General features: G+C 73.3%; 12 protein-coding genes. 3 read left to right on the top strand and 9 right to left on the bottom strand.

Annotation, left to right across the window (positions count from 1 at the left end; all coding sequences use genetic code 11):
• Positions 1-3: 3 nt before the first annotated feature.
• From ACZ6BG_RS33210 to ACZ6BG_RS33195, 4 genes are all read right to left on the bottom strand, one after another.
• Positions 4-1,191, bottom strand: coding sequence for a thiolase family protein (locus ACZ6BG_RS33210; protein WP_469008322.1), 1,188 nt, complete (start codon positions 1,189-1,191; stop codon positions 4-6).
• 342 nt (positions 1,192-1,533) lie between these two features.
• Positions 1,534-2,532 carry an NAD(P)/FAD-dependent oxidoreductase gene (locus tag ACZ6BG_RS33205; protein WP_469008317.1) on the bottom strand — a complete coding sequence of 333 codons (999 nt, stop codon included), beginning with the start codon at positions 2,530-2,532 and terminating at the stop codon, positions 1,534-1,536.
• Complete coding sequence (locus ACZ6BG_RS33200) at positions 2,529-3,899, bottom strand: FAD-dependent oxidoreductase (RefSeq protein ID WP_469008500.1); 1,371 nt, start codon at positions 3,897-3,899, stop codon at positions 2,529-2,531. Before ACZ6BG_RS33200 ends, ACZ6BG_RS33205 begins: the two co-directional genes overlap by 4 nt.
• A 149-nt stretch (positions 3,900-4,048) precedes the next feature.
• Positions 4,049-5,488 (bottom strand): FGGY family carbohydrate kinase, encoded by a 1,440-nt coding sequence (locus ACZ6BG_RS33195; RefSeq protein ID WP_469008314.1) that lies wholly within the window; start codon positions 5,486-5,488, stop codon positions 4,049-4,051.
• Between the two features lie 405 nt (positions 5,489-5,893).
• Between ACZ6BG_RS33195 and ACZ6BG_RS33190 the strand changes: the two genes are divergently transcribed.
• Together ACZ6BG_RS33190 and ACZ6BG_RS33185 are read left to right on the top strand one after the other, a co-directional pair.
• A complete protein-coding gene (locus ACZ6BG_RS33190; protein ID WP_469008311.1) occupies positions 5,894-6,901 on the top strand; it encodes a hypothetical protein in 1,008 nt (335 codons plus the stop codon).
• Positions 6,902-6,990: 89 nt separating this feature from the next.
• On the top strand, positions 6,991-8,517 hold the full coding sequence (locus ACZ6BG_RS33185) for an amino acid permease (RefSeq protein WP_469008308.1): 1,527 nt from the start codon (positions 6,991-6,993) through the stop codon (positions 8,515-8,517).
• A 96-nt stretch (positions 8,518-8,613) separates the two neighbouring features.
• Here ACZ6BG_RS33185 and ACZ6BG_RS33180 read toward each other — a convergent pair whose 3' ends face one another.
• The 5 genes from ACZ6BG_RS33180 to ACZ6BG_RS33160 all read right to left on the bottom strand — a co-directional run bounded on the left by ACZ6BG_RS33180 (position 8,614) and on the right by ACZ6BG_RS33160 (position 16,167).
• Positions 8,614-11,796 (bottom strand): M20/M25/M40 family metallo-hydrolase, encoded by a 3,183-nt coding sequence (locus ACZ6BG_RS33180; RefSeq protein WP_469008498.1) that lies wholly within the window; start codon positions 11,794-11,796, stop codon positions 8,614-8,616.
• A 241-nt stretch (positions 11,797-12,037) separates the two neighbouring features.
• Entirely contained in the window at positions 12,038-13,438 is a 1,401-nt protein-coding gene (locus tag ACZ6BG_RS33175; protein WP_469008305.1) for a helix-turn-helix domain-containing protein, read from the bottom strand.
• Positions 13,439-13,518: 80 nt separating this feature from the next.
• Positions 13,519-14,079, bottom strand: coding sequence for a GNAT family N-acetyltransferase (locus ACZ6BG_RS33170; RefSeq protein ID WP_469008301.1), 561 nt, complete (start codon positions 14,077-14,079; stop codon positions 13,519-13,521).
• A 13-nt stretch (positions 14,080-14,092) separates the two neighbouring features.
• Entirely contained in the window at positions 14,093-14,824 is a 732-nt protein-coding gene (locus ACZ6BG_RS33165) for an SDR family NAD(P)-dependent oxidoreductase (RefSeq protein WP_469008298.1), read from the bottom strand.
• A 32-nt stretch (positions 14,825-14,856) separates the two neighbouring features.
• The gene (locus tag ACZ6BG_RS33160) at positions 14,857-16,167 is read right to left on the bottom strand and encodes a radical SAM protein (protein ID WP_469008295.1); all 1,311 of its coding nucleotides are present in this window, start codon (positions 16,165-16,167) and stop codon (positions 14,857-14,859) included.
• Positions 16,168-16,438: 271 nt separating this feature from the next.
• Here ACZ6BG_RS33160 and ACZ6BG_RS33155 point away from each other — a divergent pair, with 271 nt between their 5' ends.
• Positions 16,439-17,863: a CAP domain-containing protein gene (locus ACZ6BG_RS33155; protein WP_469008293.1), complete on the top strand. Its 1,425-nt coding sequence runs from the start codon at positions 16,439-16,441 to the stop codon at positions 17,861-17,863.
• Positions 17,864-17,865: the final 2 nt, after the last annotated feature.

Raw genomic sequence — 17,865 nt, 5'->3', positions numbered from 1 at the left:
GGGTCAGTCCCGTTCGACCAGCAGGGCGGTGCCCTGGCCCACACCCACGCACATCGTGGCGAGGCCGCGGGTGGTGCCGGTGCGGCGCATGCGGTGCAGGAGCGTGGTGAGGATGCGGGCGCCGGAGCAGCCGAGGGGGTGGCCGAGCGCGATGGCGCCGCCGTCGGGGTTGACCAGTTCCGGGTCGATCCCGAGGGCGTCCACGCAGGCGAGCGCCTGGGCGGCGAACGCCTCGTTGAACTCGGCCTCCTGGACGTCGGCGACGCTCCAGCCGACCCTGGCCAGGGCCTTGTGGGTGGCGGGCACGGGGCCGATGCCCATCACGTCGGGGTGCACACCGGCGGAGGCGCCCGTGACGTACCGGCCGAGGGACTCGAGCCCCAGGTCGTGCAAGGCCTCCTCGCTGACCAGGAGCAGGCCCGCCGCGCCGTCGTTCATCGGCGACGCGTTGCCCGCCGTGACGGTGCCGCCCGCGCGGAACACCGGACGCAGCCCGCTGAGCTTGTCGTACGAGGTGTCCTCGCGGATGCTCTCGTCCGCGTCGACGACCGTGCCGTCGGGGGTGGTGACGGGGAGCAGTTCGTCGTCGAAGTGGCCGCCCTTGCGGGCGGCGGCGGCGCGTTGGTGGCTGCGCAGGGCGAAGGTGTCCTGGCGCTCGCGGGAGACGCCGTGCCGGGTGGCCACCTCCTCGGCCGTCTCGCCCATGGAGAGGAGTCCGTGCAGTTCCTTCATCCTCGGGTTGACCAGGCGCCAGCCGAGGCGGGTGTCGGCGGTCTCCATGCGGTGCGGCAGGGTCTCGTCGGGGCGCGGCAGCACGAAGGGGGCGCGGCTCATGGACTCGGAGCCGCCCGCGAGCACGATGTCGGCGTCGCCCGCGGCGATGGTGCGGGCGGCCAGGGTGACCGCTTCCAGGCCGGAGGCGCACAGGCGGTTCACCGTGGCGCCGGGGACGGAGTCCGGGAGGCCGGCGAGGAGGACGGCCATGCGGGCGACGTTGCGGTTGTCCTCGCCCGCCTGGTTGGCCGCGCCCCAGTAGACCTCGTCGACGCGGGCCGGGTCGAGCCCCGGCAGGTCGTCGAGCAGGCCGCGGACGACGGTGGCGGCGAGGTCGTCCGGGCGGACGGCGGACAGGGCACCGCGGAGCCGCCCGATCGGTGTGCGGCGGGCGGCGGCGAAGTGGACGGTGCGCACGGGGCGGCTCCGAGACATGAGCGGTTTAATTAGCGCTGCTAGTTTCGGAGTGTACGGGGGATCTCAGGCGGCCGTCCAGGCGCGGAAGACTCCGACGCAGCCGTGCCGGCAGTTCGTGGCGGTCGAAGTGCCGGTCGAACTGCGCGCGGACGTCGTCGAGGGTGTGGGCCTCGTTGTGGAACGCGCCCCGTTCGTTCAGGGTCCGCATCGCCCGGCGGGCGCCGCCGGACACGGGCGCCGCCGGACACGGGCGCCCCGGCCGACGGGACCGTGGCGCCGCAGACGATACCGCCGGGCCGGACCACGGCCGCGGGCCGTGTGGGCCAGGAAGGCACAGGGCCCTCACACCCCGCGCGCCACGAGCGGCCACTGCCCGGACAGCAGATGGCGGCGCACCGACGCCGCGGCGCGCCACCCCTCCGCGGCCACCGCCGCGGCGGGCTCGACGGCGTGCGCCACATTCCCGACCGCGAAGACCCCGGGGACCTCCGTACGGAAGTCCGCGTCCACCGCGGGCCCTCGCGTGCCGGGGGCGAGCGGCACCCCGCCCCGGCGCGCCAGTTCGTGATCGGGCACGAAGTCACCCGTGAACACGACGGTGTCGCAGGGAAGTTCAGCGAGGAGCCCGGTGCGATGCCGCAGCCGCACGGCGGAAATCCGTTCCCTGCCGACGAGTTCGGCGACCTCCGCACCGGTGAGCAGCGGGACGCCGTGCCGCAGCCGGGACTCGGCGGCACGCCAGGGCGTGGAGCGGTGCCGGGCCTCCGCGGTCACCTGGGCGACCACGGCGACACCCGCGCGCCGCAGCGTGTCCAGCGCCGCGTACGCGACGGGCTCGGCGCCCACGACCACGGCCCGGGTGCCGATGTGCTGGCCGTACAGGTGGACGGCCTGCTGGAGTTCGCCGGTGGTGTAGACGCCCGGGGCGCGGCCGCCGGGCACGAGGCGCGCGGCGCGGGGGCGTTCGCGGGCGCCGGTGGCGAGGACGACGGCCCGCGCGGTGAGGCGTTCCAGGCCGAGGGGCGAGGTCGTGTCGAGGCTGAGGGGGCCCGCCCAGCCGGTGGCGGTGACGCCGGTGCGCACGCGCGCGCCCGCGCGGCGGGCCGCGTCGACGCGGGCGCGCGCGTACCGCGGCCCGCTCGTGCCGGGGCCGGTCAGTCCGGCGAAGGTGCGGGCCCCGAAGCCGCCGTGGTGGCAGTGGCGGGGCACGCCGCCCGCCTGCTCCTCGCGCTCCAGGACCTCGACGCGGCCCACGCCCGCCGCCGCGAGCCCGGCGGCGGCCGCGAGCCCCGCGGGTCCGGCGCCGACGATCAGCACGTCCACGCTGCGCTCGTGCCTCATCGCGGTGCCTCCACACGGCCGCGTCCTTCGAGGAGCGCGCGGACCGCGGCGCCGCAGTAGAAGCCCTGGCAGCGGCCGCCGCGGGCGCGGGTGCGGCGGCGCAGCCCGTCGACGGAGGCGGGCGGCACCGTACCGGCCAGGGCGTCGCGGATCTCCCCGTGGGTGACGCGCTCGCAGTGGCAGACGAGGGTGCCGTACGCGGGGTCCGCCGCGATCAGGTCGGCCCGCTGGTAGGGGCGCGGGAAGCGCTCGCCGATGTTGGGCATGGTGACGGGCGCGAGGTCCCCCGGCTCGCCCAGGTCGAGGCCGCAGTCGGCGAGCAGGCCGGTGACGTGCGCGGCGATGGCCATGGACGCGGTCAGGCCGGTGGAGCGGATGCCGCCGACGGTGACGTAGCGCTGCTCGGGCCAGGGGCTGATCCGGTAGTCGTCGTCCTCGGTCGCCGCGCGCAGCCCCGCGTAGGCGGCGGTGACGTCCTCGTCCAGGAGGTCCGGCAGGATGCGCGCGCCCCGCTCGCGCAGGGAGGCGAGCCCGTCGGCGGTGGTGCCGGTGGCCCGCTTGTCGTCCAGGTCCTCCGCCGTGGGGCCGAGGAGCACGTTCCCGTACACCGTCGGGGCGACGAGGACGCCCTTGCCGAGCGCCGTCGGCACCGGCAGCAGGATGTGGTTCACGAGGTCGCGGGCGAGCTTGTCGAAGACGATGAGCTGGCCGCGGCGCGGGGTGACCGTGAACGTGTCGTGGCCGAGCATGCGGTCGACGGTGTCGGCGTGCAGGCCCGCGGCGTTGACGAGGTAGCGGGTGCGCAGCTCGCCGCGGCTCGTGGTGAGCACGCGGGGGCCGTCGCCGGGCGCGTCCGCACCGGCGTCCGTCAGACGGCAGTCGAGGTGCAGGTCCACGCCGGAGCGCACGGCCTGGGTGGCGTACGCGAGGGGGGTCGTCCAGGGGCAGATGATGCTCTCGTCCGGCACTTCGAGGGCGCCGAGGGCGCCGGGGCCGAGCCTCGGCTCACGGGCGCGCAGCTCGGCGGCGTCAAGCAGGACCGTCCGGGCGTAGCCGTTGCGCTCGGCCTTGGCCCGGAGGGCGGGCAGGGCGGCGAGCTGATCCTCGTCCCAGGCGACCAGGAGCGCGCCGACCCGCTCCACGGGGATGCCGCACTCGGCGGCGTACGCGGCGAGGCGGCGCTGTCCCTCCCGGACCAGGCGGGCCTCCAGGGAGCCCGGCACGGCGTCGAACCCGGTGTGCAGGATGGCGGTGTTGGCCTTGGAGGTGCCCTCGCCCACGTCGTCCGCCGCCTCCACCACGGCGACGCGCAGCGGGTGGCGGGCCAGTTCGCGGGCGATGGCGGTGCCGACGACTCCGGCGCCGATGACGGTGACGTCGTACGGCTCGCGCGTCGACGCCGATGCCGGTCCCGGACCCGGGCCCGGCCCCCGGCCCGATGCGGCGGGCGCGGGCGGCAGGGTTCCGGCTCGGGTGACGCGGCCGGGTCCGCCGCGCCCTGGCGCCCCGGCCCCGCTCACGACGGTGTGCGTTCCGTCAGGACCGCCACCTGCGCGCGGAACGCCTCACGGCGGGCGGCCGCCTCGTCGGCGCCGACGCGGGGTTCGTAGACGGCGGCCGGGCGCCAGTCGGGCACGACGTCGCGCAGGGTGAGCGCCGGGTCGAGGCCGAGGCGGGCGACCGCGCCCACGCCGAGGGCCGTGACGTCGGGGAGCGCCGAGACCTCCACGGGCAGTTGGAGCAGGTCGGCCTGGGTCTGCATGAGCAGGCCCGAGCGGGTCAGACCGCCGTCGACGCGCAGGCTCCGCAGCGGCTCGCCGAGGTCGGCGGCCACCGCGTCGGCGAGTTCGGCGACCTGCGCCGCGATGCCCTCGCACAGCGCCCGCACCAGGTGCCCGGCCGTGGTGTCCAGGCCGAGCCCGGTCAGGGAGCCGCGCAGGTCGCCGCGCCACCAGGGCGCCGCGAGCCCGGCGAGTGCGGGCACGAAGGTGACGCCGCCGGTGTCGGGGACGGCCGAGCCGATCGGGTCGATGTCCTCGGCGCCGCCGATGACACCGAGGTCGGTGAGCCAGCGCACGGCGGAGGCGGCGGTGTAGACCTGCCCGTCGAGGCAGTAGCTGCTGCGGCCGTCCAGGCGCCAGGCGACGCACGCGACCAGCCCGGAGTCGCCCCGGCGCGGGCTGGTGCCGGTCTGGGCGAGCAGGAACGCCCCCGTGCCGTAGGTGCACTTGGCGCTGCCGGGCTCGGTGACGTCCTGGGCGAGGAGCGCCGCCTGCTGGTCGACGAGGAGCCCGGTCAGCGGGATCTCGGCGCCGAACGCCGTGGTGGTGCCGACCGGTTCGGCGGCGTCGACGACGCGCGGCAGCCGTTCGGCGCCGAGTCCGAAGACGTCGAGGGCGCGCGGCGACCAGGTGACGGAGTCCAGGTCGAGGAGCTGGGTGCGGCCCGCGGTGGCCGCGTCGGTGACGAAGGCGCCGGTGAGGCGGTGCGTCAGCCAGGCGTCGCTGGTCGTGACCACGCCGCGCCGGGTGAGGTGGCGGCGTATCCACGCCATCTTGGGGGCGGCGAAGTAGGGGTCGAGCGGAAGGCCGGTGAGCGACTTCAACTCGTCGGAGTGCCGGGCGAGTTCCGCGCACAGGTCGTCGGCGCGCCGGTCCTGCCACACCAAGGCGTCGGTCAGGGGCTCGCCGGAATCCGGGTCCCAGGCGAGCACCGTCTCGCCCTGGTTGGCGAGGCCCACGGCGGCGACCGGCTCGCCCGCCCGCGCGAGCGCCTCGCGGCCGGCGTCGAGCACGGAGGTGAGCAGGTCGTCGGGCGTGACCTCGACGCGGCCGCCGGGCAGATGGCGGGGGCGTACGGGTGCGGCGCCGGAGCCGATCACGCCGCGCTCGGGGCAGACCACGAGCGCCTTGGTGCCGGAGGTGCCCTGGTCGACGGCGAGCACCGGGCCGGTCATCGCCGCGCTCCGCGGCGGTGGGGCGGGCGGGCTGCGGGGCGCGGGCCGCGGTCAGTCGTGATCACCGCGGAAGCCTGCTACAGCGGGCGCGGGGCCGTCAAGGGTCGACTCATGCGTCAAATGCCGCAATCAGTGCTGTTGTTGAGCAACAGAGAACGCAACGTTCACACCGGCGCGCCGCGTTGACACAACTTGGTCAAGAAAGATCCGGGGACCGGCCGGTAATCGTAAGACTCCGCTCTACACTGACCGCCGAACAACGTCCGTAACTCGCACACCACTTCGCCGACCCGTACACCTCTTCATCATCTGTCGCTCCACCCCCTACGGCACGTTCACTCCCCGTTCACCCCTTCGTCCGTCGCGGAACACCCCCAACCCGCTCAGCCAGAGCCCAGAGGACCCATGCCGATGCCGTTAGCCCGCCCGGTGTACCACCCGGCCGGCCACGACGCTCCCCTGCGTGCCGTGCTCCAGGACCTCAAGGCAGGCCGCTGGGTGTCGACGAGGAACCTGCTCACCGAGACCCCCGACTGGGGACTGTGGACGCAGCGTACGCAGATCCTGGCCGCGGCCGTCGCCGGTTCCGACGTGGTGCGCGCCTGGCTCGCCGAGGAGCCGCGCAGCGTCGCCGCGACGGTGCTGCACACGCGCGTCACGGTGGAACGCGCCCTGCGCGCGCACCGCGCGGGCCACCGCCACACCAACGAGCTGTGGCGGGAGGCCAACGAGGCCTGCCGCATCGCCTCGCAGACCACGCCGGAGGACCCCGTCCCGTGGATCTGCCTGCTGGCCCTCGCCCAGCTCGACGAGGGCCAGCGGTGGGACGAGCACCGGGTGGCCGCGCCCGAGCCGATGCTCTTCCCCGGCCCCTGGCACATCCTCGCCGAGGCCGACAAGCGCGATCCCGGCAACCGCGAGGCGTACCACCGCATGCTCCAGTTCGCGTACAACCGCAGGCCCGGAGCGCCGCTGACCGAGGCGGTCAACTTCGTGCACTGGGCGTCCGCGGCGGCCCCCGCGGGCTCGGCACTGCACGTCCTGCCGCTGTACGCGCGCGTGGAGCGCTACCGCCGCGAGGGCGGCAACGAGCGCGCCCTCGACCTGCACTGGGTCGCGGAGGACGCCACGCGCAGCGCGCTCAGGGCGCTCCAGTTGTGGTTCGACCACGCGCGGCCGGAGTCGACGTCACTGCTCGACCTGAACCATCTGGCGCACGCGCTGTGGGGAGCCCACCAGTTCCACGACGCGGTCCGGGTGTTCGAGGCGCTCGACCCCTTCTACACGACCGTGCCGTGGACGTACCGCACGCACGCGCCCGGTGACGCGGACGCGGCCGCGGAGGCCTTCGTCCAGGCCCGCGCGCGCTGCTACCACGCGGCGCGCGGCCAGGGCACCGGCCCGCACGGCTGATCCCCCCTTCCCCCCGCTTCCCCGCGTTCGCAGAGACCCCACACCCCCCGCGCCCCCGCACCCCCCGCTCTTCCCCCGGAGGTTCACCAGTGTCCCGCACCACCGTGTCGAGCTCCGTCCCGGCGCCAGCGCTCCCGGACGAGGAACAACGGCTCCGAGAGCTCGGCTACCAGCCCGTCCTGGCCCGCCGCATGGGCGGGTTCGGCAACTTCGCCATCAGCTTCTCCGTCATATCCATCCTGTCCGGCTGCATGACGCTGTACGGGTTCGGCCTCGGCACCGGTGGCCCCGCGGTGATGATGTGGGGCTGGGCGGGCGTCGGTCTGATGGTGCTGTTCGTGGGTCTCGCCCTCGCGGAGGTCACCAGCGCCTACCCGACGTCGGGTGCGCTCTATTACATGGCCGACCGGCTCGGCGGGCGCCGCTGGGGCTGGTACACGGGATGGCTGAACCTGCTCGGCCTGCTCGGCGCGATCGCGGGCATCGACTACGGCGCGGCGCTGTTCAGCGGCGCCCTGCTGAGCATGCACACGGACTTCACGCCGACGGCCGGGTCCACCTTCGTGATCTTCCTGTGCATCCTGCTCCTGCACGCGCTCCTGAACCTCTTCAACGTGCGTCTGGTCAGCCTCTTCAACTCCATCTCCGTGTGGTGGCACCTGGCCGGCGTCGCGGTCATCGTCGGTGTCCTCGCGATCGTCCCCGACAGCCACCAGTCGCCGTCGTTCGTCTTCGGCGAGTTCGTCAACGACACGGGCTGGTCGAGCCCGCTGTACGTGGCGATGATCGGCCTGCTCCTCGCTCAGTACACGTTCTCCGGGTACGACGCGTCGGCGCACCTCTCGGAGGAGACCTCCAACGCCTCGGTGACGGCGGCCCGGGGCATCGTGCGGGCCATCTGGGTCTCCTGGATCGCCGGTTTCGTGCTGCTGGCCGGTCTCACGTTCGCGATCCAGGACTACGTCGGCACCCAGGAGAGCGCGACCGGCGTGCCCCCGGCGCAGATCTTCATCGACGGGCTGGGCACGTCCGGCGCCACCGCCCTGATGCTCATCGTGATCGTGGCGCAGTTGTTCTGCGGCAACGCCGAGACGGCCGCGGCCAGCCGCATGGTGTTCGCGTTCAGCCGTGACAACGCCCTGCCCGGCTCCAAGCTCTGGCGCAAGGTCAGCCCCAAGACGCAGACTCCGGTGCCCGCGGTGTGGCTCTCGGTGGGCCTCGCCGCCGTCATCGCGCTGCCCTCGCTGTACTCCAAGACGGCGTACGGCGCGGTCACGGCCATCAACGTCATCGGCATCACACCCGCGTACGCGATCCCGGTGCTCCTGCGCCTGCGGGCCGGCGACCGCTTCCAGCCGGGCCCGTGGAACCTCGGCAGGTGGAGCAAGCCGGTCGGCTGGATCGCGGTGTGCTGGGTCGGCTTCGTGACCGTCCTGTTCTGCCTTCCGCAGGCCTCGCCGGTGAACGTCGAGTCGATGAACTACGCGTCGATCGCCCTCGCCGTCGTCCTGGTCCTCGCCACCGTCTGGTGGTTCGTGGCGCGGCGCTCCTACAGCACGCCGTCGGCGTACGGCACGGACAAGGAGCAGGCGGAGATCGCGGAGGACATCGTCTGACCGTGGCGGCCGGACGCTACGGCACCGGATGAAAGGGGCGGTCCACCGGGTGGACCGCCCCTTCACGCTGTCAGGACCCCTGGTGACTCAGGACGCTCAGATGGCCTCCCACAGGGCGGGGACGTTCGGGGGCTCCCAGCCGGGGTAGGCGGTGTGCCCCTGGATGCAGCGGTAGCGGATGCCTTCGTACGTCACCACGTCCCCGGCCGCGTAGGTCTCCCCCAGCTTCCAGGTGGTCTCGCCACCGCCGTCGCCGGGCACGGTGAGGGTGTAGGTGGTGGTGTGGCTGGTCTTCCCCGCGCCCGTGAAGGTCAGGGTGTAGGTGCCCTGGGCCGTGCCCGCGGCGACCTCGACCGAGGCGGTCGCGGACTCGCCGGAGGTCACGGAATCCGGGCTGACGGACACGCTGACGCCTGCCGGGGCGCCCGAGGCCGAGAGAGCCACCTTCTGCGGCTCACCGGCCGTGGTGGTGGTGTTCACGGTGACCTTGGCGGACGAGCCGGGCTCGATCGTGCCCGAGGCCGGGTTGGCGGAGATCGAGAAGTCGTCCGCCGGGGCGGGCGTGTCGCTCACCGACGTCTTCCAGATCGTGTACGCCACGCCGTCCGCGCTGCGGTCAAGAGCGGTCGCGTTGATGTTGCTGGTGGTGTCGCAGGCGGAGTGGTAGCAAGAGTCGTAGGCGCGGCCCGCGGTGCCGCCCCACTTCGCGGCCTCGGCCGCGGACTTGGTGGCCGACGCGCCGGTGGCGTAGCCGGACGTGGGGATGCCGACCTGCTGGAAGGAGTAGTCGTCGGAGCGGCCCCGGCCCTCGACGTTCTCCTGCGGGGCGAGGTTGAGCGACGTCCAGTACTCCCGCATCGGCGCCGAGGCCGCGGAGTTCACGTTGTTGATGAAGTAGCCGGCGTTGGTCGAGCCGACCATGTCGAAGTTGTAGTACGCCTTGATCCTGGCGCGCTCGGTGCCGGAGAGCGAACGTGCGTAGTAGTCGGAGCCGTTCAGGCCCTGCTCCTCGTCGGTCCACCAGGCGAAGCGGACCCGGTTCTTCATGGTCGGGTTGTTCTGCGCCAGGGAGAGGGCCGCCTCCAGGAGGGTGCCGGAGCCGGAGCCGTTGTCGTTGATGCCGGGCCCCGCGGCCACGCCGTCGAGGTGCGCGCCGAACATGTAGACGTTGTTGGCGTCGCCCTGCGGCCACTCGGCGATCAGGTTGTTGCCCGCGCCCGCGGTGCAGCCGGAGGCGCAAGTCTGCTCGGTGACGGTGTAACCGGCGGCCTGGAGCTTGCCCTTGACGTAGGCGAGCGAGGCTCGGTAACCGGCTCCGGTGGCGCGGCGGTTGCCGCCGTTCTGCGAGGCGATGGTGTTGAACTGGGTCAGGTGCTCGCGCACCTTGGCGACGTCGACGTCCGGCGGCTGCGTCGGGTTGCCGCCGCCTCCGACCGTCAGGTTGTACTGGGCGGTGTGGGTCTTGGTGCCCGCGGTGCCCGTGACCGTGATCGGATAGGTGCCGGCCTTCGCGGACTGCGCGGCGGTGACCTTCATGGTGGCGTCGGAGCCGGAGGTGACGGTCCCGGGGGTGAACGAGACGTCGACGCCCGTCGGGGCGCCGCTCGCGGTCAGCGTGATCTGCTGGGCGCTGCCCGTGACGGTCGCGGTCGTGACCGTGGCGTTGACCGTGGCGCCCGGATCGACCTTCCCCGAGGACGGGTTGAGCCCGAGGGAGAAGTCGTTCTGCTGCCCGGTGCAGGTGGGGTCACCGCTCTGGGTGGGGATGCTGATGGCGTCCCAGGCCGCCTTGGTGGCCTCGAACAGGCCGCAGCTCGCGTCCAGGTTCTTCGCCGAGGTCAGGGTGGCGGTGCGGTAGCGCTTGTACGTCATGCCGCTGGTCTTGAGCAGCATGGCCCCGTAGAAGATCTTGCCGGCGTTCTGGATGCCCACGCCGGTCACGGCCTTGCTGTTGCAGGTGGGGCTTGAGGGCTTGCCGCCGCCGGGGTTGGAGCCCTCGGCAAGGAGATAGAACCAGTGGTTCATCGGCCCGGCCGCCTTGTGCTCCTCGGTCCCGGGAATGGACGCGGAGTAGCAGTTGGGGTCGTTGTTGATCCGGCTCGGGTCGTACATGTTGCGGATCGGGCCGCGGCCCTGGAGGTTGACCATTTCACCGACGGTGAAGTCGGGGGTGTCGTACGGGGCGGACTGGGCGGAGTACGCCTCGGTCAGGGCGCCCATGATGTCGCCGGTCGCCTCGCCGAGTCCCCGCTCGTTGTTCGCCCCGCCGGGGGTGTTGGAGTCCAGGCCGTGGCCGAACTCGTGGGCGACGACGTCCATTCCGGCGATCCACTCGTTGGCCGTGTTGCGGCCGATGGTGACCGTGGAGCCGTCCCAGTAGGCGTTCAGTTCGTTGAGGCCCACGCGCACCGGCCAGCTGCGGCCGTTGCCGTCGTGGCCGTTGCGGCCGAACCACTCCTTGAACATGTTCCACTGCTTCTGCGCGGCGAACATGACGTCGACGCAGCCGGTTTCCTTGCTCTTGGGGTCGCCGGTGCCCCAGTCGTCGGTGGCCTTGGTGAACAGGCCGCCGCTGTAGTCCGAGCACTGGAGCCCAGGGCGGGTGGTGTCGCGCAGCACGTAGTTGTTGCCCGACCGGGAGGTGTCGATGGTCAGCGGGCTCGGGCCGTTCCACTTGCTGCGTCCGGTGCCCGCGCGCACGTCGTCGTAGGTGTCGACGACCTTGCCGGTGCGGGCGTTCACGAAGACGTGCAGCTTGCTGGGGTCGCCCGCCTTGGTGCGGCCGGTCAGCACGGTCTCCCAGGCCAGGGTGGGGGCGTCGTCCTTGACCCGGACGACCAGGCGTCTGGAGTCGACCTTCTTGACCGACGCCAGTCTGGCGCGGCTGGTCTTGACGGCTTGCGCGGCCTTCACCTGCGCCTTGGTGGTGACGGAGATCCGGGCGTCGGTGGCGGCGTGGACGGACCGCACCTTGCCCTTGCCGTCGGCGAGGACCACGGCGTCGCCGCCCACCACCGGCAGTCCCCGGTAGGTGCGTTCGTAGGCGACGGAGTACAGGCCCTTGCCGAAGCGGGTGACCTGCTGCCGGTCGTACTGCTCCTCGGGCCCCTTGGCGAGCGCGTCGAGGCCGCTCCGCGCCGCCTGGTCGGCGGCGGCGACGGCCTTCGCGAGGGGGTCCGGCTTGCCTTCAGGGGGCGAGGTGCGCGCCGCGGCCGAGGCGAGGGTCGCCGGCGCCACCACCCCTCCGAGTACCAGGGCCAGGGTTATCCCGGCCGCCATGGACTTTCTGGGCATCGCGGCTCCTTGTGAGAGGTGTGGAGGCCCCGTTCAGCCGGCGAGATCCGGAGGCGGGGATCTCCCGGCGCCCGGTACCGCTCTCACGCTTCAACTGACCGTGACATGACACAGATGGGGTTGGGCGGAACCCTCACACCGGACCGGGCCGCGGTCAATGAATTCCGACCGCCCGGGACGTCCTGGCAAGATCTGGCAAGTCCCGCCCGCGAGGACGGGGCCCGGCTCACTCCGAGGCGTCCCGCAGCCTCTCCCGGTGCTCCCGGACCTCCGGCAGGTCGCCCCAGCGCCCGGCGAGCCGGCTCCGCAGCCCGCGCAGCTCGGCGGTGATCACCAATTCGCGGGAGCGCATGGCCTCGGTGAGGACCGGCTCGGCCAGGGCGACCGCCGCGACCTGGTCACCGGCGCACGCCCAACTGTCCGCGAGCCGCAGGGTGAGCAGCACCCGGGTGGTGCGCATCAGCGGCGGAAGGAGCGCGCACGACTGCGCGGTGGCCTCGATCGCGCGCCGGGCCGCCGCGCGGTCACCGGTCGCCACCGAGAGGTCGCGCAGCGCGCCCCCGATCGCCGACTCGAGGCGCAGCACGCCTTCGGCACCGCCGAGCCAGGGCGCTTCCAGGCGGTCCCGGTCGTCCAGGCGCGCGAACCTGCGCCGGGCCATCGTGATGTGGCGCCGGCACTCGACGGCGTCCTGACCGAGCGCGTACGCACGCGCCTGATAGAGGTCCCCGAGCATCGCCATCCAGCGCCGCTTGGCGTCGACCGCGCCGATCGCCTCCGCGTACACGAGCATCGAGGTGGCATCGCCGTCGAGCCGGACAAGGGTGCACACATCGCTCAGGAGGGTCGCCCGGGCCCCGGCGTCCTGGGCCGCGTCCGCCCACCGCAGGCCCTGCCCGAACCAGGCCATGGCGACACCGCTCTGCCCCCGCTCCATCCGCAGGCGCCCGGCGACCTGGGCGTACTGAGCGGCAAGCCGCAACTGTCCGTACGGAAGCCGGCCCGTGGAGTCGACCGCCTCGGCCCAGCGCACCACACCGCGAAGCAGCCGTTCCACGGTCGCCGCGCAGACGTCGGTCAGATGGACGAACGGCTCGCGGACCAGGCAGGCGAGGACGGCGGTGAGGCCGTGCAGCAGGTCCGACTCCGCGCCGGTCGCCTCGCCGACGCCGTCGAAGGACCCGCTCGCTCCCTTGAGCAGGACCGCCACCTCGCTCTGGTCGGGCACCGCACACCCCACCGTGCCGTGCAGCGGGCAGGCGAGTCCCTCGGCCGGGAGCCGAGCGGGCCACGAAGGAAAGACCGGGGGCGCCTCGTCGCCGGGTGAGTCCGCTCCGGGTATCGGGGAGAACAGCGTGGGGGCCGCCGGGCTCCGGCCGGGCGCCCGCGGCACCTGACGCGGCGTGGCGAGGGCCGCCGCGAGCCGACCGCCGGTCTCCAGGACGGTGTCCAGTCGGCACACCAGGTCGAAGGGCGGCTCCCGCAGCCCCCCTTCGAGCCTGCTGATGAAGGTGTGGTGGTACCCCACCCTCCTGCCGAGCTGCAGCTGGGTGAGTCCGGCTCGCCTGCGGTGGAAGCGCAGCTGCCGCCCGAACTCGGCCCAACCCGACTCAACCGTCTCTGACATCCCGGCGGACATGGCCCCTCCCCATCGGGCTTTCACCCTGGGGGCAGTGTGGCACCGGAGGTTGGTACGTACCAATACCCTTAAGGGGTGCGGTCGTTGAGAATCCGCTGGAAGAGGCGGTGGTCGCGCCAGGCGCCGTTGATGTGCAGGTACTCGCGGGCGAGGCCGAACTCCTCGAAGCCGCACTTGGCGAGGACCCGCTGCGACGCCGCGTTGTCCAGGAGCGTGCCGGCCTCCACGCGGTGCAGGCCGAGGCGCTCGTCGGCGGCCCGGCACACGGCGGTCGCGGCGGCGGTGGCGAGGCCGCGACCGGCGTACGTGACGTCGATCCAGTAGCCCAGGCTGGCGCTGAGCAGCGGGGCGGGGGCGATGTGCGAGAGCGTGACGGCGCCCGCGACCTCCCCCGCGCCCTCGTCCCACAGCAGCCACGCCGCCATCAGGCCCGCCGCGCTCTTCTCCGCCTGGGCGCGCAGCCGCTCCACCTGGCCCTCGGTGGTGTAGAAGGACTCGGGGCGTTCCGGGTCCCAGGGGCTGAGGTGGACGCGGCTGCGGCGGACGGCGCGGGCCAGCGCCTCGGCGTCGTCGAGGGACGCGGGGCGCAGCACGATGCCGTCGGTGAGCCGCTCGGTCTCCGTGATCATGGGATGTGCCGCCTCACATTCCGCCCGCGACGCGCAGGACCGCGCCCGTCGTGTACGACGCGTCGTCCGACAGGAGCCACGCGACGGCGCCGGAGATCTCATCGGGCCGTCCCGAGCGGCCCATGGGGATGGTGTGGGCGAGCTTCGCGGGGCGCTCGGGGTCCTCGTGGAACTCGGTCCAGATGACGCCCGGAGCCACGCAGTTGACGCGGATGCCGAGCGGGGCGACCTCCTTGGCGAGGCCCACGGTCATGGTGTCCGTCGCGGCTTTGGTGGCGGCGTAGTGGACGTACTGGCCGGGGCTGCCGAGGGTGGCCGCGCCGGAGGAGATGTTCACGATCGCGCCGCCGCCCGTGCGGGTCATGTCGCGCACCGCGCGGCGGGCGCAGAGGAGATAGCCGAGGACGTTCACGTCGATGGCGCGGCGCATGCCCTCGGCATCGGCCTCGGCGAGGGGGCCGTTCGGGCCGCTGACTCCCGCGTTGTTCACCAGTCCCGTGACGGTGCCGAGTTCGGCCGCGGCGGTCTCGAAGAGCCGGTCCACGTCCTTCTCGTCCGTCGTGTCCAGGCGGACGGCGACACAGCGGCGGCCGGTCGCGCGGACGGCCTCCGCCGTGCGCTCGGCGGCCTGCCCGTCCGAGCGGTAGCCGACGGCGACGTCGTGGCCGTCCCGCGCGAGCCGCAGGGCGATGGCGGCGCCGATCCCTCGGGTGCCGCCGGTGACGACGGTGACGTGCTGGTACATGGGGCCTCCGCCCGGGGTCGTCGGAACGGGGGTCACGCGGGGAGGCTGTCCATGAAACTGCTCACCGAGAAGACGGCGTTGCCGGGGCCCGCGGGGCCGTATCCGGGCGGCGAGGACAGGCCGAACTCCTCCATCGTCGCGCGGTACTCCTGGAGCAGCCGCACGTGGTACTCCAGGGGCGCGCCAAGGGGGTTGGCCTTGCCGAGCGGCGTCGTCGGCTCCGGGCACCAGGTGGTGAACCGGGGCGTGATGCCGTGCGCCATGAAGTAGCGCAGGCCCTCGACGGTGGAGTCGATGGCCTCGTCGACCGTCTTGAACCCGAAGGGCTCGGCCATCTCGACGCCCGCGACGAAGTTGGGGATGACGTTGCGCGGCCCGAACACCTCGGCGGAGTCCAGGATGCGCCGGTGCCACTCGTCGCGGCCGACGTAGCGCTCCTTGCCGGGGCAGTAGCGCTCGAACAGATACGGGTCCCACACCTCGTAGTTGGGGTGGTAGATCCGCACGCCGTAGTCGTGGAAGCGCTGCACGTCCTCCTTGGGCAGCGCCTGTGCGACGACCTTGCCGATCCAGCGGCCGGGGAAGCGCTCCTCGATGGCCTTCGCGTACTGGCCGTAGAAGTCGGCCTCGTCCTTGCCGCCGATCGTCGAGGTGACCGCGCCACCGGTCAGGGTGTACGCCGTGGAGGTCTTCGCGGTGTCGTACTTGTCGATGATCTCCAGCGCCTCCAGGACCTCCTCGACGGGCTTGACGCCCGTGTAGGGACGGCCGGCGGCCTTGTGCTGGCGCCAGTTGTGGTTGATGTCGCAGTACTGGCACTCCTCCTTGGCGCCGAAGTACTGGCAGACGCGGAAGACCGTGAGGTAGACCAGGTAGCCCCACTGGATGGTCGGGGCGACCTCCATGACGGACTTGCCGTTCGCGAGCTTGTGCCGGTAGTAGTCCGGCATCGGCGGCAGGCCCACGTCGGAGATGCGCCGGCCGTCCAGGTAGAGACCGAGCAGTCCGTCGGCGTCGGCGGCCACGCGGTACGGCGAGGAGGGGTTCACCCGCACCGACACCACCGTGCGGCGCAGCTCGTAGGGACCGCCGGTGAGGACGATCTCCTCCGGCGGGCGGCGCAGCGCGGCCTCGCCCAGCTCGGGCAGGGTGCCGTGGTCGAAGGAGAAGATGAAGTACGACTTCGGCTTGATGTCGCCGGATGCCTCATTGGCGCTGTCGCTGAGCGCCGACTCGTCGAAGGCGATCCCGCCGCGCAGCAGGTCCTCCTTGATCACGGCCTCGCGCGGCACCCGGGAGTGCCGCTGCATGAGTCCTTCGATCAGCTCCGTACGCCTGGGCATGGGGCGGGCACCTCGGATCCTGTAGAGCTTTGACGTTGTTTGTCTATTTACGTCCGGTTTTACGGTCGCGCCCGGGATCACCGTGCGCAAGGTCCACGCTAATACCGGCGCTCTCGTCTCCGAATCCGCCTCCGGTCCCGACCGTGCTCCGCCTCTGGTCCCACGGGGCGGATGCCGGGAACCCGGCCGCCCGGCCCGCGCGTTCTCCAAGTCACCGCACGTGGTCACGGGGGCCGCGGCGGCCGGCCCGAACCGACGCGCAGGGGAGCCCATGAACGATCTGGTGGCGGGAGGCAATCTGCCCCTGCCGGACGGCCCCCTCACGCTCCGCGTGCCCGGCCCCTTCGACCTGTCGGTACTGATCACGGGCGACAGCGGCAAGGTCGCGGGCGACGGCGACTTCGTCTTCTACAACCAGCCCGCCGCGTCCGGCGCCCGCCTCAGCGGCGACACGGTCACGGTCGACGCGCGCCGCCTGCGCCCGGGGGCGAGCCGGGTCACCGTCGTCGTCAGCCCCGCCGAGCCCGGCACCACGCTCGGGCGCCTTCCCGCGATAGCCCTCCAGGTCAGCAGCGTGCGCGGGGAGGCCGTCGCCCGCTTCACGCCCCCGCGCGCGCAGCACGAGACGGTGCTGCTGCTCGCCGAGATCTACCGCCGAGGCACGGGCTGGAAGCTGCGCGCGCTCGGCCAGGGGTACGCGGACGGTCTTGCCGGTGTGGCCAGGGACTTCGGCCTGGATGTGGCCGACGACACACCGCCTCCGGCGCCCGCCCCGCCCCCGACGCCCCGGCAGCCCCCGGCCCCGGCGCCCCGGCACTCCGCCCCGCCACCGCCCGCCGCACGCCGGTTCCCCGCCCCTCCCCCGCCGCGCGCGCCAGCCCACCCCGGCCACCCCGCGCCGCACGCCCCACCACCCCCGACGGCCGACCCCTTCCTCACTCTCGTGAACTCCGCGCGCGCCCGCGCCGGTGTCCCGCCCGTGCGGTCGGACGTCCGCCTCACCGAGGCCGCCCGCGCCCACGCCGCCGCGATGGCGGCGCGCGGCAGGCTCGGCTCCGAGGGCCCGGACGGCGTCTCACTGCACCAACGCGTCACCGCGGGAGGCTTCGCGTATCTGGCGATCGGCGAGCACCTGGTGTCGGGCCCGCGCACCCCGGCCGACTTCCTCGACTACTGCCTGGGCGACGACCGCTCCCGGCGGACGGTCCTGGAGCCCGCCTACAGCCACGTCGGTGTGGCGTCCGCCCCGCACGCAGGCTCCGGGGACGTCTTCTGGACGGCGCTGTGGGCCGAGCCGTACTCCCCGCAGGGCCTGGCCAGCACGGCGGCCGACGTCCTGGCCCGCACCAACGCCCACCGGGCGGCGGCAGGACTGCGGCCCCTGGCCCCCGACCCTCGTCTGACCGCCGCCGCCCAGGCCCACAGCGCCGACATGGTCGCCCGCGCCTTCTACTCCCACACCGCCCCGGACGGCAGCGAGCCCTGGCACCGCGCCGCCGCCGCGGGCAGCGCGCACCGCACGGTCGGCGAGAACATCGCGTGCGGCCAGCGCTCGGCCGCGGAGGTCGTCGAGGGCTGGATGAACAGCCCCGGCCACCGCGCGAACATCCTCAAGCCCGCCTTCACCCACCTCGGCGTGGGCTTCGCGGGCGGCGGTTCGGCGGGGACGTACTGGACGCAGCTCTTCGGGGGCTAGGG

The sequence above is a fragment of the Streptomyces sp. NPDC041205 genome (assembly GCF_055591765.1).
Note: the sequence above shows the minus strand (reverse complement) of the source record. Positions and strands in the feature narration are given on the sequence as shown.